26 protein-coding genes and 1 tRNA gene are annotated in these 23703 nt (G+C 65.9%); 15 read left to right on the top strand and 12 right to left on the bottom strand.

The window, feature by feature from the left end; genetic code table 11:
* Positions 1–18: 18 nt before the first annotated feature.
* From ACSAGD_RS09325 to ACSAGD_RS09310, 4 genes are read right to left on the bottom strand one after another with little or no spacing between them, the layout of a single operon-like run.
* Positions 19–966, bottom strand: a complete 948-nt coding sequence (locus tag ACSAGD_RS09325; RefSeq protein WP_437582450.1) for an NUDIX hydrolase — start codon at positions 964–966, stop codon at positions 19–21.
* The gene (locus ACSAGD_RS09320) at positions 963–3137 is read right to left on the bottom strand and encodes an RNA degradosome polyphosphate kinase (RefSeq protein ID WP_437582449.1); all 2175 of its coding nucleotides are present in this window, start codon (positions 3135–3137) and stop codon (positions 963–965) included. The genes ACSAGD_RS09325 and ACSAGD_RS09320 overlap by 4 nt, the downstream gene beginning before the upstream one ends.
* Before the next feature lie 51 nt (positions 3138–3188).
* The gene (gene mshD / locus ACSAGD_RS09315) at positions 3189–4031 is read right to left on the bottom strand and encodes a mycothiol synthase (protein WP_437582448.1); all 843 of its coding nucleotides are present in this window, start codon (positions 4029–4031) and stop codon (positions 3189–3191) included.
* The gene (locus ACSAGD_RS09310) at positions 4015–4695 is read right to left on the bottom strand and encodes a winged helix-turn-helix domain-containing protein (RefSeq protein ID WP_437582447.1); all 681 of its coding nucleotides are present in this window, start codon (positions 4693–4695) and stop codon (positions 4015–4017) included. The genes mshD and ACSAGD_RS09310 overlap by 17 nt, the downstream gene beginning before the upstream one ends.
* Positions 4696–4766: 71 nt before the next feature.
* Here ACSAGD_RS09310 and ACSAGD_RS09305 point away from each other — a divergent pair, with 71 nt between their 5' ends.
* The 4 genes from ACSAGD_RS09305 (at position 4767) to ACSAGD_RS09290 (ending at position 7721) form a co-directional block, all read left to right on the top strand.
* Positions 4767–5060: a hypothetical protein gene (locus ACSAGD_RS09305; RefSeq protein WP_437582446.1), complete on the top strand. Its 294-nt coding sequence runs from the start codon at positions 4767–4769 to the stop codon at positions 5058–5060.
* A 128-nt stretch (positions 5061–5188) separates the two neighbouring features.
* Entirely contained in the window at positions 5189–5791 is a 603-nt protein-coding gene (locus tag ACSAGD_RS09300) for an FABP family protein (RefSeq protein ID WP_437582445.1), read from the top strand.
* On the top strand, positions 5791–6924 hold the full coding sequence (ygfZ, locus tag ACSAGD_RS09295; RefSeq protein ID WP_437582444.1) for a CAF17-like 4Fe-4S cluster assembly/insertion protein YgfZ: 1134 nt from the start codon (positions 5791–5793) through the stop codon (positions 6922–6924). The genes ACSAGD_RS09300 and ygfZ overlap by 1 nt, the downstream gene beginning before the upstream one ends.
* Before the next feature lie 47 nt (positions 6925–6971).
* Entirely contained in the window at positions 6972–7721 is a 750-nt protein-coding gene (locus ACSAGD_RS09290) for a phosphoglyceromutase (RefSeq protein ID WP_437582443.1), read from the top strand.
* A gap of 78 nt (positions 7722–7799) precedes the next feature.
* On the opposite strand, the gene phoU is transcribed toward ACSAGD_RS09290, so the two are convergent.
* A complete protein-coding gene (gene phoU, locus ACSAGD_RS09285; RefSeq protein WP_437582442.1) occupies positions 7800–8468 on the bottom strand; it encodes a phosphate signaling complex protein PhoU in 669 nt (222 codons plus the stop codon).
* A 159-nt stretch (positions 8469–8627) separates the two neighbouring features.
* On the opposite strand from phoU, the gene ACSAGD_RS09280 reads away from it, so the two are divergent.
* On the top strand, positions 8628–9806 hold the full coding sequence (locus ACSAGD_RS09280) for a sensor histidine kinase (protein WP_437582441.1): 1179 nt from the start codon (positions 8628–8630) through the stop codon (positions 9804–9806).
* Positions 9803–10486, top strand: coding sequence for a response regulator (locus ACSAGD_RS09275; protein ID WP_437582440.1), 684 nt, complete (start codon positions 9803–9805; stop codon positions 10484–10486). The genes ACSAGD_RS09280 and ACSAGD_RS09275 overlap by 4 nt, the downstream gene beginning before the upstream one ends.
* Before the next feature lie 60 nt (positions 10487–10546).
* Here the strand turns inward: ACSAGD_RS09275 and ACSAGD_RS09270 are convergent, their stop codons facing one another.
* Entirely contained in the window at positions 10547–11116 is a 570-nt protein-coding gene (locus ACSAGD_RS09270) for a hypothetical protein (protein WP_437582439.1), read from the bottom strand.
* 165 nt (positions 11117–11281) lie between these two features.
* Between ACSAGD_RS09270 and ACSAGD_RS09265 the strand changes: the two genes are divergently transcribed.
* The 4 genes from ACSAGD_RS09265 (at position 11282) to rlmB (ending at position 15423) form a co-directional block, all read left to right on the top strand.
* Positions 11282–11764, top strand: a complete 483-nt coding sequence (locus ACSAGD_RS09265) for a CarD family transcriptional regulator (RefSeq protein ID WP_437582438.1) — start codon at positions 11282–11284, stop codon at positions 11762–11764.
* Positions 11765–11837: 73 nt separating this feature from the next.
* Positions 11838–13019, top strand: a complete 1182-nt coding sequence (ispD, locus tag ACSAGD_RS09260) for a 2-C-methyl-D-erythritol 4-phosphate cytidylyltransferase (RefSeq protein WP_437582437.1) — start codon at positions 11838–11840, stop codon at positions 13017–13019.
* A 9-nt stretch (positions 13020–13028) separates the two neighbouring features.
* On the top strand, positions 13029–14444 hold the full coding sequence (gene cysS, locus ACSAGD_RS09255) for a cysteine--tRNA ligase (RefSeq protein WP_437582436.1): 1416 nt from the start codon (positions 13029–13031) through the stop codon (positions 14442–14444).
* Positions 14437–15423, top strand: coding sequence for a 23S rRNA (guanosine(2251)-2'-O)-methyltransferase RlmB (gene rlmB / locus ACSAGD_RS09250; protein WP_437582435.1), 987 nt, complete (start codon positions 14437–14439; stop codon positions 15421–15423). The genes cysS and rlmB overlap by 8 nt, the downstream gene beginning before the upstream one ends.
* On the opposite strand, the gene ACSAGD_RS09245 is transcribed toward rlmB, so the two are convergent.
* The gene (locus ACSAGD_RS09245) at positions 15420–16703 is read right to left on the bottom strand and encodes a DUF4032 domain-containing protein (RefSeq protein WP_437582434.1); all 1284 of its coding nucleotides are present in this window, start codon (positions 16701–16703) and stop codon (positions 15420–15422) included. The two genes, rlmB and ACSAGD_RS09245, sit on opposite strands and share 4 nt — an antisense overlap.
* A gap of 57 nt (positions 16704–16760) precedes the next feature.
* Positions 16761–17864 carry an ABC transporter ATP-binding protein gene (locus tag ACSAGD_RS09240; RefSeq protein ID WP_437582433.1) on the bottom strand — a complete coding sequence of 368 codons (1104 nt, stop codon included), beginning with the start codon at positions 17862–17864 and terminating at the stop codon, positions 16761–16763.
* A gap of 268 nt (positions 17865–18132) precedes the next feature.
* Between ACSAGD_RS09240 and ACSAGD_RS09235 the strand changes: the two genes are divergently transcribed.
* Positions 18133–19044 (top strand): DsbA family protein, encoded by a 912-nt coding sequence (locus ACSAGD_RS09235; RefSeq protein WP_437582432.1) that lies wholly within the window; start codon positions 18133–18135, stop codon positions 19042–19044.
* A 43-nt stretch (positions 19045–19087) separates the two neighbouring features.
* Positions 19088–19160, top strand: a tRNA-Thr gene (locus ACSAGD_RS09230).
* Between the two features lie 51 nt (positions 19161–19211).
* Here the strand turns inward: ACSAGD_RS09230 and ACSAGD_RS09225 are convergent.
* From ACSAGD_RS09225 to msrB, 3 genes are read right to left on the bottom strand one after another with little or no spacing between them, the layout of a single operon-like run.
* A complete protein-coding gene (locus tag ACSAGD_RS09225) occupies positions 19212–19565 on the bottom strand; it encodes a hypothetical protein (protein ID WP_437582431.1) in 354 nt (117 codons plus the stop codon).
* Positions 19566–19593: 28 nt separating this feature from the next.
* Positions 19594–20142: a nitroreductase family protein gene (locus ACSAGD_RS09220; protein WP_437582430.1), complete on the bottom strand. Its 549-nt coding sequence runs from the start codon at positions 20140–20142 to the stop codon at positions 19594–19596.
* Complete coding sequence (msrB, locus tag ACSAGD_RS09215; RefSeq protein WP_437582429.1) at positions 20139–20540, bottom strand: peptide-methionine (R)-S-oxide reductase MsrB; 402 nt, start codon at positions 20538–20540, stop codon at positions 20139–20141. The genes ACSAGD_RS09220 and msrB overlap by 4 nt, the downstream gene beginning before the upstream one ends.
* Positions 20541–20669: 129 nt before the next feature.
* Between msrB and ACSAGD_RS09210 the strand changes: the two genes are divergently transcribed.
* From ACSAGD_RS09210 to groL, 3 genes are all read left to right on the top strand, one after another.
* Positions 20670–20957, top strand: a complete 288-nt coding sequence (locus tag ACSAGD_RS09210; protein ID WP_437582428.1) for a DUF3263 domain-containing protein — start codon at positions 20670–20672, stop codon at positions 20955–20957.
* Positions 20958–20988: 31 nt separating this feature from the next.
* Positions 20989–21555: a LytR C-terminal domain-containing protein gene (locus tag ACSAGD_RS09205; RefSeq protein WP_437582427.1), complete on the top strand. Its 567-nt coding sequence runs from the start codon at positions 20989–20991 to the stop codon at positions 21553–21555.
* Positions 21556–21699: 144 nt separating this feature from the next.
* Positions 21700–23322 (top strand): chaperonin GroEL, encoded by a 1623-nt coding sequence (gene groL, locus ACSAGD_RS09200; RefSeq protein WP_437582426.1) that lies wholly within the window; start codon positions 21700–21702, stop codon positions 23320–23322.
* 63 nt (positions 23323–23385) lie between these two features.
* Here groL and ACSAGD_RS09195 read toward each other — a convergent pair whose 3' ends face one another.
* Positions 23386–23676 (bottom strand): WXG100 family type VII secretion target, encoded by a 291-nt coding sequence (locus tag ACSAGD_RS09195; protein WP_437582425.1) that lies wholly within the window; start codon positions 23674–23676, stop codon positions 23386–23388.
* Positions 23677–23703: the final 27 nt, after the last annotated feature.

Raw genomic sequence — 23703 nt, 5'->3', positions numbered from 1 at the left:
TGAACGGGAGGCATCCGATCAGTCTCGAGGTGAATGAGTCTCGATCGTGATGATGCCGGAGCCCGGGTTAGATGCCGAAAGGTGAACAACCGAGAACTCCCCGGTTCCCAGTGCCGACGCGTCTCGCAGGTACGCACCATCGAGGGTGCCGGTCGCCAGGGCGATCTCGCGCAGGATGTCGGGAATCACGGGTCCGTGACTGCAGATCACCGCGGTCTTGCGCTTGCGGATGCGTTTGCCGATGACCGAGCGCACATCGCTTTCGCCGTTCTCCCAGGCATCCTGACTGATCGCATCGGTGCGTTTCGGCTCGATTCCCGTCTCGGCGGCGAGCGGCGCGACCGTGGTCACGCAGCGCACGGCTGAGCTTGTGATGATCTTGCGAGGCGACCACGCGGCGAGTGAGGGAACGATGGATGCCGCCTGCCGCACGCCCTTGTCGGTGAGCGGGCGCGACGCGTCCGACCCCGACCAGTCTCCGCGCGCGGTGGCCTTCGCGTGGCGCAGCACGATGAGCGCAAACGTGTCGGTGACGCCCTCGTCCACGAGGGATTCGAAGCGCTCGAGCACCTCCACGTCTTGCGGGTAGCTGAGGTACCGACGTGCCCGGTCGATCGACACCCATTCCTGGGCGGCGACTTCGCCGTTCGGCACGAAGGTGGACTGCCGCACCGCGCCCTCTGTCACCTTCGCCGCCCAGTAATGCACGAATTTGTCGCGCCCCGAGCCGAGTGTGTAGTGCGCAATGCCGACGGGAACACCGAGTGAGACCGTGATCCCTGTCTCCTCCTTGATCTCCCGCACAGCCGTCTGCGGGAGAGTCTCCCCGGGGTCGACCTTGCCCTTCGGCAGCGTGACATCGCCGTACTTCGTGCGGTGGATCACGAGCACGCGCACCTGCCCGTCGACCAGCCGCCAACAGATCGCTCCAGCCGCGAAGACGGCTTTCTTGATGTCCTTGGTCATCGGCGGCTCCTCGGGCGCTTGCGCTTGCTGACCTTCGCCATGAGCGCGTCCTGCAGATCGCGGAGCGGCGCGCCCGCGTCATCGGTGGCGTGCCGCGTCCACGTGCCGTCGGGCTCAAGCCACCACGAGGAGGTCCCGTTGTCCATTGCGAGGTCGAGCATCTCGTCGATCTCGGTGAGGTGACGTTCGTCAGCGAGACTCACGAGCACTTCCACACGCCGGTCGAGGTTACGGTGCATCATGTCGGCGCTGCCGATGTACACGACGTGGTCGCCGTCGTTCTCGAACGCGAAGATCCGCGAGTGCTCGAGGTAGCGCCCCACGATCGAGCGCACTCTGATGGTCTCGCTGAGCCCCGGCACGCCCGGTTTCAGCCCGCAGATGCCGCGCACCCAGATGTCGACGGGCACACCCGCCTGGCTCGCGCGGTACAGCGCATCGATGATCGCCTCGTCGACGATCGAATTGACCTTGATGCGGATGCCGCTGGGCTTTCCGGCCTCGGCGTTGCTCCGCTCCTTGTCGATGAGCTTCAGCAGGCCCTTGCGCAGGTGCAGAGGTGCGACCAGCAGACGGTTGAACTTCTTCTCGATCGCGTAGCCGGAGAGCTCGTTGAACAGTCGCGTGAGGTCCTTGCCGACATCGTCGTTCGTCGTGAACAGGCCGAGATCCTCGTAGACGCGACTCGTCTTCGGGTTGTAGTTGCCCGTCCCGATGTGCGAGTAGTGCCGCAGCTTGCCGTCTTCATGGCGAATCACGAGCGCGAGCTTGCAGTGCGTCTTCAGGCCCACGAGGCCGTACACCACGTGCACGCCGGCGCGCTCGAGCTTGCGCGCCCACTCGATGTTGTTCTGCTCGTCGAAGCGGGCCTTGATCTCGACGAGCGCGAGCACCTGCTTGCCCGCCTCGGCGGCGTCGATCAGCGCCTCGACGATCGGCGAGTCGCCCGAGGTGCGGTAGAGCGTCTGCTTGATGGCGAGCACGTTCGGATCAGCGGCCGCCTGTTCCAGAAACTCCTGCACGCTCGTCGCAAAGGACTCGTACGGGTGATGCACGAGCACGTCGCGACGTGAGATCGCTGCGAACAGATCGGCCTTGCCGTTCGGCTCGGGCGGGCGGAAGTCGAGTGCGGTGTTCGGAACCCGGCGCGGGTACTTCAGATCGGGCCTCGGCATCGACGCGATCTCGAAGAGCCCGCCCAGGTCGAGCGGACCGGGGAGTCGGTACACTTCCTGGTCGGTGATGTCGAGCTCCCGCACGAGCAGGTCGAGGGTCTGCTCGTCCATATCGTCGGTGACCTCGAGACGGATGGGCGGGCCGAACCGGCGACGCAGCAGCTCGCGCTCGAGAGCCTGGATGAGGTTCTCGGACTCGTCCTCCTCGATCTCGATGTCTTCGTTGCGCGTGACGCGGAAGACGTGATGATCGATGACCTCCATCCCGGCGAACAGGTCGCCGAGGTGCTGAGAGATGAGATCTTCGAGGGGAATGTAGCGCACGCTGTTCACGCTCTCGCGATGATCGACGCGAACGAACCGCGGCAGCATCTGCGGCACCTTGATGCGCGCGAACTCCTGGCGTCCGGTCCTGGTGTTCCGAACGCGGACCGACAGGTTGAGCGACAGCCCCGAGATGTAGGGGAACGGATGCGCCGGATCGACGGCGAGCGGCATCAGGACCGGGAAGATCTGGTCGGCGAAGTACTGCGTGAGGTACTCGTGGTCGCTCGCATCGAGGCTGTCCCAGCGCACGATCGTGATTCCCGCCGCCGCGAGCTGCGGCTCGACGTCGTCGTGCCAGACGGCAGCGTGGCGCTTCTGCAGCTCGTGGGCGCGCTCAGAGATCTCATCGAGCACGTCGTTGGGGGAGCGGCCGACGTTCGTGGGCACCGCGATTCCGGTCATGATGCGTCGGCGAAGCCCCGCGACCCGCACCATGAAGAACTCGTCGAGGTTGCTCGCGAAGATCGCGAGGAAGTTGGTGCGCTCGAGCGGTGGCGTCGTCGGGTCCTCCGCGAGCTCGAGCACGCGCTGATTGAACGCGAGCCAGCTGATCTCGCGGTCGAGGTAGCGGCCGTCGGGCAGGCCGGCATCCTCGTCTCCGACCATGGGGTCGAAGTCGTCGTCATCGCGGTCGAGTGCGGAGTCGTTGACGAAATCAGTGGAGGCCATTTTCTTATCCTGACATTAGGGATGCCGCGGGGCGAGGTGTTCGCCCAGAATTCACGCGCGTCGACGGAGGTACTGCACGTCGATCGTGTGGTCGTCGAAGCCCGTCGAGCGATAGAGGCGCACGGCGCGCTCATTCTCACCGTCCACGTACAGCGCCGCGACGGAGCATCCGCGCTCGACCATGCGCGCGAGTCCCGCCTCGGTCAGGCGCCGTCCGAGGCCCTGGCCCGCGGCATCCGGGTGCACGCCGAGCACGTAGATCTCGCCGACCTCGCCGGTGATCTTGAGCCAGTTGTACGCGAGGATCTCCCCGGACTCCGATCGCACGACGAGGAAGTCGCCCGCGTCGAACCAGGGTTCGGCCATGCGTGACTCGAGGTCTGCTCGGGTCACGCGGCCCTGCTCGGGGTGGTCCGCGAAGATCAGCGCGTTCGCGCGTACCCAGGCATCTGCGTCGCGCTCACGGTCGAAGGTATCGAACCTCTCCGCCGGCGGGGCAGTCTCGAGCGGCATCCGGAGCTGATACAGGGTTCGCACGCGGTCCCAGCCCAGTGCCTCGGCCAGGTGCGCCGCGGCGGGGTGATCGCCGTGAGCCCACGTCTGAACCGTTCCGTCGTAACGCGAGGCCAGCTCCCGAGCCGCCCTGCCGCCGAGGCCACGTCCTCGGAACTCCGGGTCGATCACGAGCTCGAACTCGGCGGGGTCGGCATCCCGCGCGATCGCGACTCCGACAGAATCGCCGCCCTGCTCGACGGTGAGGAGGCGCCGCGCGCCCGATCGCGCCTCAACGAGAGACTGATCGCTGAACGGCGGCTGTCCGTCGACGGACTCCGCCGCCGAGATGATTCGTTCGAGAGCGGTCTGCTCCTCGGGGTAGCTACGCTCGTGCAGCATCCGACACCTCTCCCTCTGCAGCGTTGAATCGATAGCCCACATTGCGCACCGTTCCGATCAGCTGCTCCATGTCGCCGAGCTTGGCACGAAGCCGTCGCACGTGCACGTCGACGGTGCGGCTCCCACCGTAGTAGTCGTAGCCCCACACCTCGCTCAGCAGCTGCTCACGCGTGAACACCCGCGAGGGGTGTGCCGCCAGAAAGCGCAGCAGCTCGAACTCCTTGAACGTGAGGTCGATGGGGCGCCCTTGCACCTTCGCGGAGTAGCTCGCCTCGTCGATGACGAGCCCCGATGTCGAGATGGTGGAGGGATGCCGCGGCTCGGCCGACCGCCCGAGCGCGACGCGGATCCGCGCGTCGACCTCCGCCGGACCGGCGCTGTCCAGCACCACGTCGTCGATGCTCCACTCCGCGGAGATCGCCGTGAGACCGCCCTCCGTCACGATCGCCACGACGGGGGAGTCCACACCCGTGGTGTGCAGAATTGCGCAGAGCGCCTTCGCCTGCGCGAGGTCGCGGCGCCCGTCGACGAAGATGAGATCGGCGGACGGAGCGTTGACGAGCGAGGCCGGGTTCGAGGGGATCCTCTGCACCGAGTGGCTGAGCAGTTCGAGCGCGGGCAGCGCCCCCGATTCGTCGGGCGAAAGCATGATCACGTGTGCCAAGGGGAGCCTCCCGCGTGTGATTTCCAGTGTAAACGGAGGCTTTCCGGTGTGACGTGCTGCACAATGGAATCGTGACCCAGCAGCCCGTACCCGCTCGCAGCCCGGCCCTCGTCGGTCAGCTGATCGTGTGGTCAGCCGCTCTCGTGCTCTCCGTTCTCGCCGCGATCTTCGCTCCCGAGGGCATGCGATTCTCGTGGCTCGCGATCGTTCTGGTCGTCAGCATGTTCGCGTCGTTCGTGCGTGAGCTGAGCACCCACACGAAGGAGGGCTTCCTCGCGCGCGTCGCCATTCTGTGCACGGGGTCTCTCATCATCGTCATGATCGTCGCCGGTGTCGCGGGTTTCATCGAGACGGTGAGCTACTAGACTGGGGTCATGGACCTCGTAGCTCTTGAACTGTTTTTCGTCGGTCTGCTCGGCCTGGCGAGCCTCGCCATCCTGTGGACCGCCGGTGTCGTCTGCTGGAACCTGTTCCGCGGCCAGCGGTAGTCCGTATGCGTGAGATTCCGGCTGATCTGCCCTCCGAGATCGTCCCGCTGTCGTGGCTGCTCGGTGTGTGGGAGGGCTCCGGCGTCATCGACTATCCGGTCGGCGACGAGAAGATCTCCCATGAATTCGGCCAGCGTGTCTCGTTCAGCCACGATGGTCTTCCCTATCTGAACTACTCGGCGTTCTCCTGGCTCATCGACGACGACGGCACGGAGCGCCCTCTCACCGCTGAGACAGGATACTGGCGGCTGGAGCGCCCCCGTGAGGCCGGGGACACCGGCCCGGGCATGCTCCCGGGCGCGGGAGAGCAGCCCTTCGCCGACGTCGACGCCGTCGAGGCGCTGCGCAAGCCGTCGGGAGGTTTCCCGCTCGAGGTCTCGATCGTGCATCCCGATGGCGTCAGCGAGCTCTACCTCGGCGAGATCAACGGTCCTCGCGTCGATCTGGGCACGGATGCCGTCGTGCGCTCCGCCGGAGCCAAGGAGTACGCCGCCGCGACCCGCATGTACGGTCTCGTCGACGGCCATCTGCTCTGGGCGTGGGACATCGCGGCGCTCGGCCAAGAGCTCCGCTCCCACGCCTCCGCTCGACTCGCAAAGGTGGACTGATGCAGGAGTCCCCGTTCCTCCGACTTCCCGGGGCGATCGAACTTCCCGACACCCTCGACCACGGAGTTCCCTCGCACTACGGCTCGCCGAACATCGAGCAGCGCTCGCTCGACCAGGGCACCGCGATCGTCGACCTCTCCAACCGCACGGTGCTGACGGTCACGGGGGAAGACCGTCTGAGCTGGGTCAATTCGCTCTCCAGTCAGAGCGTCGCGAACCTGCGGCCGGGCGACAGCTCCGAAGCGCTCTTCCTCGGCCCGCAGGGGCGCCTGGAGCACGCGGTCGGTCTCATTGATGACGGTGTGACTCTGTGGATGCTCGCCGAGCCGACGACCGCGCCTGGTCTTCTCGACTGGCTGCAGCGCATGAGGTTCGCGCTCCGCGTCGAGATTGCCGACGTCACCGAGCAGTACGCCACGATCGGCCTGATGGGCGACGAGCTCGCCGTCGAGCCCGCAGCCCCGAACGGAGTGCCGCTGCGCTGGCGCGACCCGTGGAAGACGATCGGCGAGGGCGGCTGGCAGTACGCCGAGGGTGCACACCCCTCCATCGACTGGCGCTGGAACAGCGTTCTGGTGGATCGCAGCGATCTCGTCGACCTCGCGGGCCGCGTTCGCTCCGGTGAGCTTCGTGCCGCGGGCTCGCTCGCCGCCGAGGCGCTGCGCGTCGCCGCCTGGCGACCGAGACAGGCCGCGGATGCCGATGAGAAGACGATTCCTCACGAGCTCGACTGGCTGCGCTCCGCCGTGCACCTTCACAAGGGCTGTTACCGAGGTCAGGAGACCGTCGCCAAGGTGCACAATCTGGGACACCCGCCGCGTCGCGTCGTGATGCTCCACCTCGACGGCAGCGTCTCGACGATGCCCCGGCACGGCGCCCCTGTCTTCGCGCCGAAGGGCGACGAGGAGCGCGAGGTCGGATACGTGACCTCAGCCGTCATGCACTACGAGCTCGGCCCCGTGGCGCTCGCGCTCATCAAACGCGTCGTTCCCGATGACCTCGAGCTCGTCGTGGTCGATGACGAGACGCGCATCGCCGCGTCGCAGCAGATCATCGTTCCGCCGACCGCCGGTGCGACCGCGGGTGTTCCGCGCATGCCTCGGCTCGGCGCTCGAACGCGCCCCGGCCGCTGAAGCGCCGCGAGTGCGGCATCCCGGGCTCCTGCCCGTATGCTGGAAGTATGTCAGAGCCTTACACCCTTATCCTCCTCCGGCACGGCAACAGCACGTGGAACCAGAAGAATCTGTTCACCGGCTGGGTCGACGTTCGCCTCAGCGAGCAGGGCGTCGCCGAGGCGACGCGCGCTGGCGAGCTCATCGCCGAGTCCGGCCTCAAGCCCGACATCCTCTACACGTCCGTTCTGACGCGCGCGATCCAGACCGCGAACATCGCTCTCGACACCGCTGATCGCGCGTGGCTTCCCGTGAAGCGCTCCTGGCGCCTCAACGAGCGTCACTACGGCGCTCTGCAGGGCAAAGACAAGGCCCAGACTCTCGAGGAGTTCGGCGAAGAGCAGTTCATGACCTGGCGTCGCTCCTTCGATGTTCCGCCGCCTCCCATCGAGCCCGACGCCGAGTACTCGCAGGCGAACGATGAGCGATACGTCGGAATCGACGGAGACGTTCCCGCGACCGAGTGCCTCAAGGACGTCATCGAGCGCTTCCTTCCGTACTGGGAGTCCGACATCACCGTCGATCTCGCCGCGGGCAAAACCGTTCTGGTCACCGCGCACGGTAACTCGCTGCGTGCCCTCGTGAAGCACCTCGACGGCATCAGCGACGACGACATCGCCGGGCTCAACATCCCGACGGGCATCCCTCTCGTCTACAAGCTCGACGAGAACTTCAAGCCGGTCGAGGAGTCCCGCTACCTTGACCCCGAGGCCGCCGCAGCCGGCGCCGCCGCGGTCGCCGCACAGGGCAAGAAGTAGTCGCACGACGCGAGAAGCGAGAAGGGGAGACACCGTTCGGTGTCTCCCCTTCTCGTTGTTTGGGGTGTGGGCCTCAGCTCAGGCTGAGGTCTCGGTCTCTTCCGCTCCGCTCCAGTCGCCGGTCGCCAAATACTGCACCTTCTTCGCGATCGATACCGCGTGGTCGGCGAATCGCTCGTGGTAGCGCGAGGCGAGCGTGGCGTCGACGGTGGCCGTCGCTTCGCCCTTCCACCGCTCGCTGAGAAGCTTGTCGAAGACGCTCGCGTGCAGTTCATCGACCCGATCGTCCTCGTCGCGGATCTCGTTGGCGACAGCGACATCCTGAGTGCGCAGAAGCACCGTGAGCTTGCGCGCGATCTCGACGTCGAGGCGTCCCATCTCGGCGAACGTCGACTTCAGACCCTTCGGCACCGCACGCTCAGGGAAGCGGTAGCGGGCGAGCTGGGCGATGTGCTCGGCCATGTCTCCCATGCGTTCGAGTGATGAGCTGATGCGCAGCGCGCTCACGACGATGCGCAGGTCACGCGCGACCGGCTGCTGAAGCGCCAGGATGTTGATGGCCTGCTCGTCGAGGGCGACGGTGAGCTGGTCGATCCGGTTGTCATTCTCGATCACGTCCTCGGCGACGGTCACGTCGGACTCGGTGAACGCGCGCACGGCGTTGTCGATGGAGACCTCGACGAGTTCGGCGATCTCGACGAGGCGCTCCTGCACCTCGCGAAGCTCCTGTTGGAAGACGTCGCGCATGAATTGCGGTCCTTTCGAAGTGTGGACGGAGTTCGTCGCGTCTCAGCGTGCCGTTCGCAGGTTAACGTTTGGTGCCCGAGGTGTGAACTCTCGACCAAATGCCCTGGTGCGCCCGCTGACGCGTCGGTGACGTCTCGGGCGTCCCTCTAACCTAGTCGTATGGACACGACCTGGCTTGTGCTGATCGCTCTTGCCCTCGGCATTGTCGTTGGAGCCGGGTTCACCGTCTTCGTGTACGCCGCGGCCCGGAGGGGTGAACAGGTCACGAACGTGATCACGCCGACGTTGCCCGACGGAATCGACCAGGTGCTGCTCGCGCTCGAGAACGTCGGCATCGTGCTCGACTCCTCCGACAACGTTCTGCGCGCATCTCACGGCGCGCTTGCGCTCGGCATCGTCCGCTCCGAGCGCGTGGTCGTGCGCGAGATTCAAGACATCGCGGATGAGGCGCGTCGCACCGGCGATGCGCTCACGCGCGAGGTCCACGTCGAGGGCACTCGCCTCGGCGAGATCACCCGCCAGCTTTCGGTGCGCGCCGCGCCGCTCGGCACGCGCTACGTCGTCGTGCTCGCTGATGATCTGACCGAGTCGAAGCGGCTCGACGAGGTGCGGCGCGATTTCATCGCCAACATCAGTCACGAGCTGAAGACGCCGATCGGAGCCATCAGTGTGCTGGCGGAGGCGATGACCAGTGCCATCGGGGATGCCGAGCGCATCACGCGCTTCGCGGACCGCATGAGCGTCGAGGCCGACCGGCTGAGCTCCCTCACCGCGGACATCATCAATCTCTCCAAGCTTCAGGCGAACCAGGCTCTCCAGATGCCGGAGCTGCTGAGCGTCGACGACGTCGTGGCGCACGCCGTGGACAGCAATCGAGTAGTCGCAGATTCGAAGCACGTCGAGGTCGTCGTCGGGGCGAAGCCCAAGGGCCTCACCGTGTATGGCGAAGAGGCGCTTCTCACGATGGCCGTGCAGAACCTCGTCTCGAACGCGATCCACTACTCTCCGGAGGGCTCGCGCGTCGGCGTCGGCATCCGCAGACACGACGACATCGTCGAGATCAGCGTGGCCGACCAGGGCGTCGGCATTCCAAAGGAAGACCACGACCGAGTGTTCGAACGCTTCTACCGCGTCGACGGCGCTCGATCGCGCAACACCGGCGGGACCGGCCTCGGGCTCGCCATCGTCAAGCACACCGCGCAGAACCACGGAGGAGAGGTCACCGTCTGGTCGCAGCCCGGCCACGGCTCCACCTTCACCATGAGACTGCCCATCGCCACTGAGGGAGACGCGATCTCCCCGACACCGGCCGCCCGGCCCGAGAGGACCCCGTCATGACCCGCATCCTCCTTGTCGAAGACGAAGCAGCGCTCAGCGATCCGCTGGCGTTCCTTCTCGAGCGAGAGGGGTACGACGTCACCGTCGCCGAAACCGGCCAGGCCGCGATCGACGTGTGGGAGAAGGACGGCGCCGATCTCGTGCTGCTCGATCTCATGCTGCCGACGATTCCCGGAACAGAGGTCTGTCGACGCATCCGCACCACCTCGAGCGTGCCGATCATCATGCTCACCGCCAAAGACTCCGAGGTCGACATCGTCGTGGGGCTCGAGCTCGGCGCAGACGACTACGTGACCAAGCCGTACAAGACCCGTGAGCTGCTCGCTCGGGTGCGCGCGGTTCTGCGCCGTCACAGCACAGAGGATGCCGTGGAGGACGACGCGGTGCTCGAAGCCGCCGACGTGCGCATGGACCTCGATCGCCACACGGTCGCGGTCCGCGGCGAGGAGATCTCCATGCCGCTGCGCGAATACGAGGTGCTCGAGTTTCTCATGCGCAATGCGGGCCGTGTTCTGACCCGAGGTCAGCTCATCGACCGCGTCTGGGGAAGCGACTACTTCGGAGACACGAAGACGCTCGACGTGCACATCAAGCGCATCCGCTCGCGCATCGAACGCGATCCGTCGAACCCCGTCATGGTCGTGACCGTGCGGGGCCTCGGGTACCGGTTCGAGGGCTGAGACCAGACACACGAGAGGGGCGGATGCTGAAAAGCATCCGCCCCTCTCGTCGGTTCTGGGTCACTCGGTCGGAGTGGAGGTCTCCGTCGGCTCCGGAGTGCTCGTCGTCTCGGGTTCGGTGGTCGCCTCAGGCTCCGTGGTCTCCGCCTTGGGCGTGGGGACCAGTGTGCTGTACTCGGCGAGGTCACCGGTCAGAATCGGAACCTGCAGCGTCGCGCCGGTCTCGTTGCCGTACTGGAAGAAGACGTCGGTCGTGTCACCGGGTTTTGCTGGCAACGGGTCGAGCAGGACATCCTCCGTCTCGGCGTCGCCGCTCTGCGGAGCGCTCAGCGTGATGGTCTCGCCCGCGTCGACGGTCACGGAAGCCTTGCCATCGTCACCCCAGGTGATCTCGACGTTGTGTGCGCTCGTGCCCGTGTTGACGAGTGAGACGACGAGGTTGCCGGCCGTGCCCTCCTCGTTCGCGACGATCAGCGCGTTGTGCAGCTCGACATCGCCGACCGTGCCGCTGACGCCGTCACTCGCGTCGTAGTGGATTGTCGTGGCTTGCGGGGCGAGGAGCCCACATCCACTCGTGCCGAGTGCTACGGCTGCGGCCAAGACGACGATTGCGGCAAAACGCGATCTCACAGAAAGCCTCCAGATGATGGGCGCAGAAAAACGAGCACGGGCCATGTGCACTGCGCGGTCTCAGACGATTTTAGCCTAGCGCGTCCACTGCTCGAGACCGAGTTAGGCGAACCTTACAGTATGCCGCCTGTGGTATCCTAGATAGTGCTGAAGGGATGCTTATCGATGCTTTTTGAGGTTGGCGAAACCGTCGTATACCCGCACCATGGAGCCGCGACCATCGCGGAAGTCAAGACGCGGGTCATCAAGGGCGAAGAGAAACTTTACCTGAAGCTGCACGTGACTCAGGGCGACCTGACCATCGAGGTTCCGGCGGAGAACGTCGACCTCGTCGGTGTTCGCGACGTCATCGGCCAGGAGGGGCTCGACAAGGTGTTCGAGGTGCTGCGTGCGCCGTTCACCGAAGAGCCGACCAACTGGTCGCGTCGCTACAAGGCGAACCTGGAGAAGCTTGCATCCGGCGATGTCATCAAGGTCAGCGAAGTCGTTCGTGACCTGTGGCGTCGTGACCAGGACCGCGGACTGTCCGCGGGGGAGAAGCGGATGCTCGCGAAGGCACGTCAGATTCTGGTCTCGGAGCTCGCGCTCGCAGAGAAGACTGATGAGGAGAAGGCGGAGGGCCTTCTCGACGAGGTGCTCGCTTCATAGCGCAGACACCACACGCAGACGGCCCGGCTGAGTCCGGGCCGTCTGCGTTTCTGCCACCGGATACGCTTTCCCCATGATCGATTCCCCGCGCACCGCCGTCATCGTCGTCGCCGCAGGAAGCGGCACTCGACTCGGCGCCTCGGTCCCCAAGGCGTTCGTCGAGCTCGACGGCCGGGAGATCCTCGCGCGGTGTCTGGACGGCGTCTTCGGCGTGCAGGAGCCAGTCCAGGTGATCGTCGTCGCGCCCGAAGGCTGGGCGGAGCGCGCCGAGGCCATCGGGCGGGAGGTCGCCGGGGCGGCATCCATATATCTCTCAGTGGTGACCGGAGGGGCAGAGCGGCAGGACTCCGTGACGCGTGGACTCGAGGCACTTGCGCCGAGCATCGAGACGGTGCTCGTGCACGACGCCGCGCGCGCTCTCACACCCCCGGCTCAGATTGAGCGCGTCGCGCACGCGGTGGTGCAGCGCGGATGCGGAGTCGTCCCCGGCATCCCCGTCGCTGACACGCTCAAGCGAGTGGACGGCGAGGACGTGCGCGAGACGGTCGATCGCCAGGCCCTACGCGCCGTGCAGACCCCGCAGGGCTTTCCGCGGCACGAGCTGGAGCGCGCATATCAGGCGGTCGCGCAGGTACACACGGACGATGCTGCGGTGTTCAGCGCTGCGGGCGGCCGCGTGACGGTGGTCGACGGTGACGAGTCCGCGTTCAAGATCACGACACCGTGGGACCTACGGAGAGCCCTGAGGATGCTTCGCAGCGCGACGCCCGCGACCCGGACGGGCATCGGCATCGACGCGCACGCCATCGACCCGTCCGCGGAGCTCTGGCTTGCGGGGCTCCACTGGCCGGGAGAAGCGGGCCTCGCCGGTCACAGCGACGGCGATGCCGTCAGCCACGCGATCACGGACGCTCTGCTCTCAGCAGCCGGACTCGGCGATATCGGCGGGCTCTTCGGCACGGCAGACGAGGCCTACGCCGGAGCACACGGAGACGTCTTCCTCGCCGAGACGCGACGACGCATCGAACGCGCCGGATGGCGGGTCGCAAACGTGAGCGTCCAGGTGATCGGAAATCGCCCCAAGCTCTCGCCGCGACGCGCAGAGGCGGAACGTGTGCTGACCGACCTTCTTGGAGCCCCGGTCAGCATCGCGGCGACGACGACCGACGGGCTCGGATTCACGGGGCGCGGCGAAGGCATCAGCGTGATCGCAACCGCGCTTCTCACGGCGACTTCACACTCCGACGACCATTAGGCTTGACCCGTGGCACTCAGACTGTACGACACCAAGATGCAGACCCTGCGCGATTTCGAACCCCTCGTCCCTGACCAGGTCGGCATGTACGTCTGTGGACCCACCGTTCAGTCGTCACCGCACATCGGTCACATGCGCTCGGCGCTCGTGTACGACATCCTGCGCCGCTGGATGACCTATCGGGGCTACCAGGTGACGATGATCCGCAACGTCACCGACATCGATGACAAGGTGCTCGTCAACGCCTCGGAGGACGAACACTGGTGGGCGCTGGCCTACCGTATGGAGCTCGAGTTCACTGAGGGGTACCGCGCCCTCGGCATCCTTCCGCCGACGTACGAGCCGCGTGCCACCGCCAACGTTCCTCAGATGCACGAGCTCATCCAACGTCTCATCGACGCGGGCCACGCCTACCCGGCCGAGGACGGCTCGGGCGACGTCTACTTCGACGTGCGCTCCTGGCCCTCCTACGGCGAGCTAACCCGTCAAGACCTCGACAACATGGAGGATGCCGGCGACGCGGACCCCCGCGGCAAGCGCGACCCGCGCGACTTCGCACTCTGGAAGGGCCGCAAGCCCGACGAGCCGGAATCGGCGACGTGGCAGAGCCCCTGGGGCCCCGGCCGACCCGGATGGCACATCGAGTGCTCCGCGATGTCGCGGCGCTACCTCGGCGAGACCTTCGACATCCACGGGGGAGGCCTCGACCTGCGGTTCCCGCACCACGAGAACGAGCTCGCCCAGTCGACCGCGGCCGGAGACGGCTTCGCGCGCTACTGGGTGCACAACGGGCTCGTCTCGATCGACGGGCAGAAGATGTCGAAGTCCCTCGGCAACTCGGTGTATGCCGCGGAGCTGCTCGCAGCGGCATCCCCTCTCGTCGTCCGCTACTACCTCGGCCAGGCGCACTATCGCTCGACGATCGACTACCACGATGGCTCACTCGCCGAGGCCGAGTCCGCACTCGAGCGGATCACCGGGTTCCTGGAGCGGGCACGACGTCGCCTCGACAACACGCGATTCGCGGATGCCGCAGCGGCACGCGTCCCGGAGGAGTTCGCCGAGGCGATGGACGACGATCTCGGTGTGCCCCAAGCGCTCGCCGTTCTGCACGAGACGGTTCGCGCCGGAAACGCCGCGATCGACACCGATGACCTCGGGACCGCGGCCTCAGCTCTCGGTGCCGTCGCCGCGATGGCCGACATTCTGGGCATCAACCCCGAGGCGGCGCCCTGGAACACGAGCGCGGATGTCGCGCAGCAGGGCGCGCTCGACCGTGTCGTCGAGACGCTGCTGGCTCAGCGTCAGTCGGCACGTGCGCAGCGCGACTTCGCGACGGCGGACAGCATTCGCGACGCACTCGCGTCGAGCGGAATCACAATCGAAGACACCCCGACGGGGTCACACTGGAGCATCGATGGCTAACAGCAAGAAGCGTCCCGCAGGCAAGAAAGGTCCGAGCAAGGGCACCGGCGGGCACGGGCGGAAAGCCCTCGAAGGCCGAGGTCCGACCCCGAAGGCGGAAGACCGCGAGTACCATCCCGCGGGCAAACGGAAGGCCGCTCGCGAACGCCCCGATGCCGCTCGCGGTGGACGTCCGCAGCGCTCCCGCCCGTCGTCCGTGCCTGCGCCGTCGAAGCGTGCGCGCACCGACGACACCGAGACGGTGACCGGTCGCAACTCCGTCCTTGAGGCGCTGCGCACGCGGATCCCGGCGACCACGCTGTACGTCGCGACGCGCATCGAGATGGATGACCGGGTGAAGGAGATCCTCTCCATCGCCACGGGCCGTGGCATTCCCATCCTTGAGGTGACCCGACCGGAGCTCGACCGTATGGGCGGGTTCGACACCGTCCACCAGGGAGTCGCGCTCACCGTGCCGCCGTACTCCTATGCGCACCCGAACGATCTGCTCGAACGCGCGCCCGGTACGACGGCCCCGCTCATCGTCGCCCTCGACGGCGTGACTGACCCGCGGAACCTCGGCGCGATCATCCGCTCGACGGCTGCGTTCGGCGGCCACGGCGTGATCATCCCGCAACGCCGCTCCGCCGGAGTCACAGCGGCCGCGTGGAAGACCTCCGCGGGGGCGGCCGCACGCCTGCCCGTCGCGATGGCGTCGAACCTCACGCAGACGCTCAAAGACCTCAAGAAGCAGGGCGTCTTCGTCATTGGCCTCGACGGCGATGGCGACATGAACCTGCACGAGATCACCCTCGCTGACCGGCCGCTCGTGGTAGTCGTCGGCAGTGAGGGCAAAGGCCTATCGCGACTGGTCACGGAGACGTGCGACGCGATCGTGTCGATTCCGATCTCGGCTGCGACAGAGTCGCTGAACGCCGGTATCGCGGCATCTGTCACGCTCTATGAGATCGCGAAGCGTCGCGCAGAGGCGACAGCTTAGACCTTGTCGCGCCAGTCGCCCTCCTCCTCGATGATGTCCATCGTGGAGGTGAGTGCGCCCGTCGGCGGATTGATCATGGTGGCCTCGTCGCGGCGGTGCCGCAGCACGTTGTTGATGTAGGAGGTCAGCGCCTCGGCGAGCGGCACATCGCGCTGCTCCGTCTGCGACAGCATCCACCTGTGCTCAAGAAGCTGGTGGAAGACCTCGGCCGGTTCGAGCTTGCCCCGGAGTTCGCGCGGAATCGCACGAACGACGGGCTCGAAGACACGGATCAGCCACTCGTGCGCCACCATCTCCTCGTCGAGATCCTGCTTGCCCGCGGTCGCGCGATACGAGTCGAGGTCGTTGAGCAGGCGCCTGGCCTGGTTCTCGCCGGTGTCCAAGCCGGTGAGGCGGATGAGACGGCGCTGATGGTGACCGGCATCCACCACCTTCGGCTGAATACGCACCTGGCTGCCGGCGGCATCCGTCTTGATCGCGAGCTCCTCGATGTCGAAACCGAGATCGTTGAGTCGCTGAACCCGCTCGTTGATGCGCCAGCGCTCGTGCGACGAGAACTGCTCGGTTCCGGTCAGCTCGCGCCACAGCGAGCGATACGCGTCCACGATGCCGTTCGAGACGGCGACCGGGTCGAGTTCCTCATCGGTGCGACCGCCGGCAGAGAGATCCATGAGCTCTCCCGCGATGTTGACGCGCGCGATCTCGAGGTCATTCTCGCGCTGGCCGTTGGACAGGCCGCCCTCGTAGAGCTTGCCGGTCTCGGCATCGACGAGGTACGCGGCGAACGCTCCGGCGTCACGGCGGAAGAGCGTGTTGGAGAGCGACACATCGCCCCAGAAGAACCCAGCGATGTGCAGACGCACGAGCAGCAGAGCCAGAGCGTCGACGAGTCGCGTGGCAGTGTCGGGGCGCAGCTGCTGGCTGAACAGGGCACGGTAAGGGAGTGAGAAGCGCAGGTGCCGGGTGACGAGCACGGGCAGCAGATCGTCCCCGTCTGCGGAGCGGCGCCCCGTGATGACGGCGACGGGCTCGACGCAGGGGATATCGAGGCGCTGAAGGGTGCGGAGCATCTCGTATTCACCGCGTGCCATCGCCGCCGTGGTCTCTTTCACGGCGATGACGTATCCGGAGAGATTCGCGAACCGGACGAGGTGGCGGGAGATGCCCTTGGGAAGCGTGGCGATGTGGTCGTTCGGCCAGGCATCGAGCGGGAGACCCCAGGGAAGGTCAAGGAGGGCAGGGTCGACGGTCGCTGACGTGATGTTCAGTGAGGAGCTCATGGGTTAACCAGAGCGCCGGCCGCCCGCGCAATGCGCGGACGGCCGGCGCTGTCAAGGTCAGTCGCTGATGACGGCCTTGTTGCCGAGTCGCTCACCGGACTCGCGGTTGAACACGTGCACGTGATGCGCGGTGGGCGCGAGGTAGACGGTGTCTCCCGCGTTCGGGTGAATGCGGCCGTCGACGCGGGCCACGATGTCCTGGCGGGTGTCGCCGACCGTCGAGTGGCCGTACAGGTAGCCATCTGCGCCGAGCTCCTCGACCAGGTCGACGTGGACCTCGAGGCCGTCGCCCGGGTTGTTCGAGACGACGATGTCCTCCGGACGAACGCCGATCGTGACGTCCTTGCTCGTGGCCTCGTTGAGGATCTCGCGCTCCACCGGAACGATGGCTGCGCCGAACTGCACGCCGCCGTCGGCCACGCTGCTCTCAAGCAGGTTCATGGCGGGTGAGCCGATGAAGCCGGCGACGAAGACGTTGGACGGCTTCTCGTACAGGTCACGCGGCGTGCCGACCTGCTGCAGGATGCCGTCCTTAAGCACGGCGATGCGGTCACCCATCGTGAGGGCCTCGGTCTGGTCGTGCGTCACGTAGACGGTGGTGACGCCGAGGCGGCGCTGCAACGATGCGATCTGCGTACGGGTCTGAACACGGAGCTTGGCGTCGAGGTTCGACAGCGGCTCATCCATGAGGAAGACCTGCGGCTGACGGACGATCGCGCGGCCCATGGCGACACGCTGACGCTGACCACCGGAGAGGGCCTTCGGCTTGCGGTTGAGGAAGTCCTCGAGGTCGAGCAGCTTCGCGGCTTCGAGAACGCGCTCAGCGCGCTCGGCCTTGCTGACACCGGCGATCTTGAGGGCGAAGCCCATGTTCTCGGCGACCGTCATGTGCGGGTACAGCGCGTAGTTCTGGAAGACCATCGCGATGTCGCGGTCCTTCGGCGGAATGTCGGTGACGTCACGGTCACCGATGAGGATGCGGCCTTCGTTGACCTCTTCGAGGCCGGCGAGCATACGAAGCGAGGTGGACTTACCGCAGCCGGAAGGGCCGACGAGGACGAGGAATTCGCCGTCCGCGATGTCGAGGTTCAGCTTGTCAACTGCGGGGCGGGTGCCACCGGGGTAGAGCCGTGTGGCGTTGTCGAAAGTTACCGACGACATATCAGTGTTTCTCCTTCACCGGCAGGTACGTGCCGGACGATCCGAGTGATGGAGCGGGGCATTCCAGCCTCGCGACGCGGCATCCTCACCGCGTTAACACATCAGTATTGCACGCCCGCGGGGCATCTGCCGCATCGGGACCTCTCGGGTGTGACTTGGGGATTTCCCAGAACGAGCGCGTACCATCGGTACAGTCTGTGCGTGTGGAACCCGATCGTTTCAGCCCCCGCGCACGACGATCCCCAGACAGTCTTCCTAGCGAGGTTCAATGACCGGAAACGGTTCTACGGGCGAGACGAACGGCTCGAGCAAGCGCCACCAGGTCCGTCAGAAGGCGCAGGCCCTGCGCCAGAAGCAGCGCAAGAAGGACCTGCGCAACCGCATTCTGCTGCAGGGCGGCATCGGTGTCCTCGTGATCGCCGCCATCATCGCGGTCGTGGTCATCGTGGTCTCCTCGATCAAACCCGAGACGGGCAGCCCGAAGAACATGGCGAGTGACGGCATCGTCATCGGCAAGGAGCTCAAGGCACAGACCACGCCTGCTCTCGCTGCCGGCGCACCGCCGGTCGCGACGACGACGGACCCCAGTGTCGTGCACATTCGTCTCTACGTCGACTATCTCTGCCCCTGGTGCGGCCAGTTCGAGAAGACGAACATGGAGCAGATCGAGCGCTGGCTCAACAAGGAATCCGCCGTGCTCGAGGTCCACCCGATCGCGGTCCTGACGAGTAAGTCGCAGGGCACCGAATATTCGCTGCGAGCGGCCAACGCCGCGGCCTGTGTGGCGAACAGCTCACCGGACGCATTCTTCGCCTACAACGAGCTGCTGTTCTCGAACCAGCCCGAGGAAGGCAGCGCCGGGCTTACGGATGACAAGCTGATCTCCCTCGCGAAGAAGGCCGGTGCGTCGTCGATCACAGACTGCGTGACCGAGCGCACCTACGATAAGTGGGTGCAGGCGGCGACGCAGCGGGCGGTCAACGGACCTATCTCGGGTGCGGCCATCGACCGGGTCGAGGCGACGCCGACGATTCTCGTGAACGGCAAACAGTACACGGGTGCGCTCGATGACGTGGCCGAGTTCAAGGCCTTCGTGATTCAGACGAACAGCGAGACGGTCGCGACGACCACGCCATCGCCGAGCCCCTCCGCCGAAGACGGCGAGGAATCCGAGAAGTAGTGTCCGCGGGCACTCGTCGAAGCCTCTATGATGAATAGGGCTCGCCGGCTTGGCGCAATTGGTAGCGCATCCGACTTGTAATCGGAAGGTTACGGGTTCGAGTCCCGTAGCCGGCTCAGCTGAAGGCCTCCGCGCAATGCGCGGAGGCCTTCAACGTGTCGGGGAGATCAGCGGTCGGACCCGCCCCACTCGACGAGCGAGACGGGCGCGGGAAACTCCAGGTCGTAGTAGAGCTGTGGCGCAGTCATATCTCCGAAGTCATCGAGTTTGACTCGGATGCCGCTCGGGCTCACCTCCGCGATGCGAACCCGAATCGCGCGCCCCGGCTCGAGCGTCAGAGACCAGGGATCAGCGAGATAGCCGATTCCGGCCTCCTCGAGACGCTCCTCACCGGAGAGCCAGTCCGTCGGCTCACCCACTGGGCGGCCAAGCAGATCGATGACCTCGAACCGGTCGTCCACCGGACGCATCCAGCCCACGATCTCACCGTCGGGGCGACGGTGCTCGATCCAGTCGGTCATTGTCGTGGGAGTGATCCTCTTCTCGGTCTCAGCCGTCGATGACGGTGAGAAAGCTCTCGCCGTCAATGATCCGGGGCTTCTTGGTCTTCTTCCGCTCGGCGTGCTCCGGCATCCCACCGACATAGAGCCAGCCCAGCAGGTATTCGTGCACGTCGAGTCCGTGCATCCGGTGCACCGCCTCAGTGCGAACGGCATCTCCGGTTCGCCACATGACGCCCCATCCCGCATCTGAGAGCAGAAGGCTCAGCATGTGAGCGACTCCGGATGCTGTGGCTTCCTGTTCCCACGCGGATGCCTTCTTGCTGGCCACAGGACTCACGACGATGGCGATGAGCAGGGGAGCCCGCAGCGGCTTCGATGACGGTTTGCTGTCGCCTCGCGCCTCGGCGAGGGCGACGCCGAGGCGATGACGGGCTTCTCCGCGAAGCGCGATCAGCCGCCACGGGCGCAGTGCGCCATGATCGGCGACGTGCCCTGCGGCCTCGACGAGTTCTCGGAGCTCGTCGAGGCGTGGAGCATCCTCCGTGACCTTGGAGCCGGAGCGCCGTGCCCGGAGGCGCTCCGGCAGGTCGGTCACCTCTCCGGCGTGAAGCCGAGGGAGACCGAGTTCATGCAGTAGCGATCGCCCGTCGGTGTGCCGAACCCGTCGTCGAAGACATGGCCGAGGTGCGAATCGCAGCGAGCGCAACGGACCTCCGTGCGCACCATGCCAAGACTGCGGTCTTCCAGGAGGGTGACGGCTTCGGGGCGGATGGATTCATAGAAGCTCGGCCAGCCGCACCCTGAGTCGAACTTCGTGCCGCTCTTGAAGAGCTCCGCTCCGCAGGCGGCGCACGTGTAGACGCCCGATCGAGACTCGTCGAGGAGCTCACCGGTCCACGGACGCTCCGTTGCGGCCTCGCGAAGCACGGAATACTGCTCAGGCGACAGCTGCTCACGCCACTGGTCGTCGGTCTTAGTGATCTTGTCGCTCATGGCACGCTCCTGATCTCGATGTTGTGCGTTCTTAACGTTAAGTCGCGGCGCTGTGCGAATGTTCCACGTGACGTGTCAGGCGTTCACTCAGGCGAGGTGAAACTAGGATGTCGCCAGAGGGGAGTGGTGATGACCGACGATCTGGGCGCCTCGCAGAGCGACGATCAGAGTGCGCTCGGAGATCGTGACGTCGCCATCCTCGACTTCGAGCGGCAGTGGTGGAAACACGCCGGCACGAAGGAACAGGCGATCCGCGAACGGTTCGGAGTCTCCTCGGCTCGCTACTATCAACTACTGGCGGCCATCATCAAGAGGCCGGAGGCGCTGATGTACGATCCGATGCTCGTGAAGCGGCTGCAGCGGATGCGCGATCAGCGCTCGGCGGCTCGCCGCCGCAGAACCACGCCAGAGGCCTGACGGCACGACCCGAGAGAAGAGATACGACCGCATGGGCAAGACGTTCCCCCGCGACCGGTTCGATGACGTACCGCGCTCATCGCGCGTCGGCGCGCACCGAGCTCCCGGGCGCAGCGGCTGGGTCGCCTTCCTCTGGGCTGCGCTCGCCACGATCGTGCTCATCGCTCTCGGGATCTTCGGCCTGAGCATCGCCACCGACAGGCTCGACCTCGACGCTGTGCTGCCGGGCGGAACGGAGGAAGTCACTCCGACGCCGACCAAGACCACCGCTGAGCCCACCGTGAAGCCCACGATCGATCCGGAAGCTCTCATTCAGGTGCTCAACGGCACCACCACGGCGGGACTTGCCGGCGATGTCAAGGAGCTTCTCGGCTCGAGTGGGTGGAAAGCATCCAACATCACAGCGAACAACGCGAGTGAGACCGGCCTGGAGAAGACGGTCGTGTACTACGACGATGAGGCGCTTGAGGGCTCGGCGCGCGGCGTTGCGGAAGCGCTCGGCGTTGAAGCCGTGACGTACTCGACCGAGTTCTCCGTTGGCGATATTCCGCAGATCGTTGTCGTGATCGGCGCGGACTACTCGCCGAAGCCGGAGTGAAACAGGCCTCCTACCCGACGGTGAGCGTCGATGTGCGCGTCACAGCTTGCACTCGCAGGGTCTGAGTGCCAGAATTGCCATTAGCACTCCCAGTCGTGGAGTGCTAAGAACGTACATTCACGTCCGGGAGGGACGAAACTCACAATGGCAAAGATCATTGCTTTTGACGAAGAGGCCCGCCGTGGCCTCGAGCGTGGACTGAACACGCTCGCCGATGCCGTCAAGGTGACCCTTGGACCGCGCGGCCGCAACGTCGTCCTCGAGAAGAAGTGGGGCGCCCCCACCATCACGAACGATGGTGTGTCGATCGCCAAGGAGATCGAGCTCGACGAGCCGTACGAGAAGATCGGCGCCGAGCTGGTCAAGGAGGTCGCCAAGAAGACGGACGACGTCGCTGGTGACGGTACGACCACGTCGGTCGTTCTGGCCCAGGCGCTGGTTCGCGAGGGCCTCCGCAACGTCGCCGCCGGTGCTGACCCCATCGCTCTGAAGCGCGGCATCGAGAAGGCCGTCGCCGCCGTCTCGGACGAACTGCTCTCCGCAGCCAAGGAGATCGAGACGAAGGAAGAGATCGCTGCTACGGCATCCATCTCGGCCGCTGACCCGCAGATCGGCGAGATCATCGCCGAGGCGATCGACAAGGTCGGCAAGGAGGGCGTCGTCACGGTCGAGGAGTCGAACACGTTCGGCACCGAGCTCGAGCTGACCGAGGGTATGCGCTTCGACAAGGGCTTCCTGTCCGGTTACTTCGTGACCGACCAGGACCGCCAGGAAGCAGTCTTCGAGGACCCGTACATCCTCATCGTCAACTCGAAGATCTCGAACATCAAGGACCTGCTCCCGGTTGTCGACCAGGTCATCCAGGCTGGCAAGCAGCTGCTGATCATCGCCGAGGACGTCGAGGGCGAGGCACTCGCTACGCTCGTGCTCAACAAGATCCGCGGCATCTTCAAGTCCGTCGCCGTCAAGGCTCCGGGCTTCGGCGACCGCCGCAAGGCTCAGCTGCAGGACATCGCGATCCTCACGGGCGGCCAGGTCGTCTCCGAAGAGGTCGGCCTCAAGCTCGAGAACGTCACGCTCGACCTTCTCGGTCGCGCTCGCAAGGTCGTCGTCACCAAGGACGAGACGACCATCGTCGAGGGTGCTGGCGAGGCTGACGCGATCGCCGGTCGTGTCTCGCAGATCCGCAAGGAGATCGAGAACACCGACAGCGACTACGATCGTGAGAAGCTGCAGGAGCGCCTCGCGAAGCTCGCCGGTGGCGTGGCCGTCATCAAGGCGGGTGCTGCGACCGAGGTTGAGCTCAAGGAGCGCAAGCACCGCATCGAGGACGCTGTCCGCAACGCGAAGGCAGCGGTCGAGGAGGGCATCGTCGCCGGTGGTGGCGTCGCCCTGATCCAGGCTGGCAAGACCGCGTTCGACAAGCTCGAGCTGTCGGGCGACGAGGCAACCGGTGCGAACATCGTCAAGGTCGCCGTCGACTCGCCGCTGAAGCAGATCGCGACCAACGCGGGCCTCGAGGCCGGTGTCGTCGCCGAGAAGGTTCGCGGACTCGAGGTTGGCTACGGCCTCAACGCGGCCTCGGGCGAGTACGTCGACATGCTCCAGGCTGGCATCGCTGACCCGGTGAAGGTCACGCGCTCGGCTCTGCTGAACGCCGGTTCGATCGCCGGTCTGTTCCTCACCACAGAGGCAGTCGTCGCGGACAAGCCTGAGAAGGCCGCTCCGGCCGTTCCGGCTGACCCGACCGGCGGCATGGACTTCTAAGTCCCTCGCTGATACGCACAATGGGCGCCTCCCTTCGGGGAGGCGCCCATCTGCTTTTCCCGGTCAGCGACCGAACATGCCCGTGTTCTGCATCTCGACCTCGGCGTACTGCGAGCCAGCCTGCGAGAGCGCCAGATTGAGCTCGGTGATGGACTCCTCGACTCTCGCCTGGGTTGTCCGCCAATCCTGCGCGGCGGCGGTGAAGGCGCTGGCCGCCTGACCCGTCCACTGTGACTGCAGGTTCTGAATCTGACCCATCAGATTCGCAACGTCCGCGCGGAGCTGCTCGGTGATGCCCCGAATGCTCGCGCTGGCCGCCTGGACTGCTTCACTGTCGACCGTGTATCTGCTCACGGTGTCTCCTCTCATCGATGTGTACTG

The organism is Paramicrobacterium salitolerans, assembly GCF_051513965.1.
Lineage (GTDB): Bacteria > Actinomycetota > Actinomycetes > Actinomycetales > Microbacteriaceae > Paramicrobacterium.
Note: the sequence above shows the minus strand (reverse complement) of the source record. Positions and strands in the feature narration are given on the sequence as shown.

Bases quoted from the DNA above. Each gene is read 5' to 3' on its own strand.
- ACSAGD_RS09325 (WP_437582450.1), bottom strand. From the start codon at position 966: ATGACCAAGGACATCAAGAAAGCCGTCTTCGCGGCTGGAGCGATCTGT.
- ACSAGD_RS09320 (WP_437582449.1), bottom strand. From the start codon at position 3,137: ATGGCCTCCACTGATTTCGTCAACGACTCCGCACTCGACCGCGATGAC.
- mshD (WP_437582448.1), bottom strand. From the start codon at position 4,031: ATGCTGCACGAGCGTAGCTACCCCGAGGAGCAGACCGCTCTCGAACGA.
- ACSAGD_RS09300 (WP_437582445.1), top strand. From the start codon at position 5,189: ATGCGTGAGATTCCGGCTGATCTGCCCTCCGAGATCGTCCCGCTGTCG.
- ygfZ (WP_437582444.1), top strand. From the start codon at position 5,791: ATGCAGGAGTCCCCGTTCCTCCGACTTCCCGGGGCGATCGAACTTCCC.
- ACSAGD_RS09290 (WP_437582443.1), top strand. From the start codon at position 6,972: ATGTCAGAGCCTTACACCCTTATCCTCCTCCGGCACGGCAACAGCACG.
- phoU (WP_437582442.1), bottom strand. From the start codon at position 8,468: ATGCGCGACGTCTTCCAACAGGAGCTTCGCGAGGTGCAGGAGCGCCTC.
- ACSAGD_RS09280 (WP_437582441.1), top strand. From the start codon at position 8,628: ATGGACACGACCTGGCTTGTGCTGATCGCTCTTGCCCTCGGCATTGTC.
- ACSAGD_RS09275 (WP_437582440.1), top strand. From the start codon at position 9,803: ATGACCCGCATCCTCCTTGTCGAAGACGAAGCAGCGCTCAGCGATCCG.
- ACSAGD_RS09265 (WP_437582438.1), top strand. From the start codon at position 11,282: ATGCTTTTTGAGGTTGGCGAAACCGTCGTATACCCGCACCATGGAGCC.
- ispD (WP_437582437.1), top strand. From the start codon at position 11,838: ATGATCGATTCCCCGCGCACCGCCGTCATCGTCGTCGCCGCAGGAAGC.
- rlmB (WP_437582435.1), top strand. From the start codon at position 14,437: ATGGCTAACAGCAAGAAGCGTCCCGCAGGCAAGAAAGGTCCGAGCAAG.
- ACSAGD_RS09245 (WP_437582434.1), bottom strand. From the start codon at position 16,703: ATGAGCTCCTCACTGAACATCACGTCAGCGACCGTCGACCCTGCCCTC.
- ACSAGD_RS09240 (WP_437582433.1), bottom strand. From the start codon at position 17,864: ATGTCGTCGGTAACTTTCGACAACGCCACACGGCTCTACCCCGGTGGC.
- ACSAGD_RS09235 (WP_437582432.1), top strand. From the start codon at position 18,133: ATGACCGGAAACGGTTCTACGGGCGAGACGAACGGCTCGAGCAAGCGC.
- ACSAGD_RS09225 (WP_437582431.1), bottom strand. From the start codon at position 19,565: ATGACCGACTGGATCGAGCACCGTCGCCCCGACGGTGAGATCGTGGGC.
- msrB (WP_437582429.1), bottom strand. From the start codon at position 20,540: ATGAGCGACAAGATCACTAAGACCGACGACCAGTGGCGTGAGCAGCTG.
- ACSAGD_RS09210 (WP_437582428.1), top strand. From the start codon at position 20,670: ATGACCGACGATCTGGGCGCCTCGCAGAGCGACGATCAGAGTGCGCTC.
- ACSAGD_RS09205 (WP_437582427.1), top strand. From the start codon at position 20,989: ATGGGCAAGACGTTCCCCCGCGACCGGTTCGATGACGTACCGCGCTCA.
- groL (WP_437582426.1), top strand. From the start codon at position 21,700: ATGGCAAAGATCATTGCTTTTGACGAAGAGGCCCGCCGTGGCCTCGAG.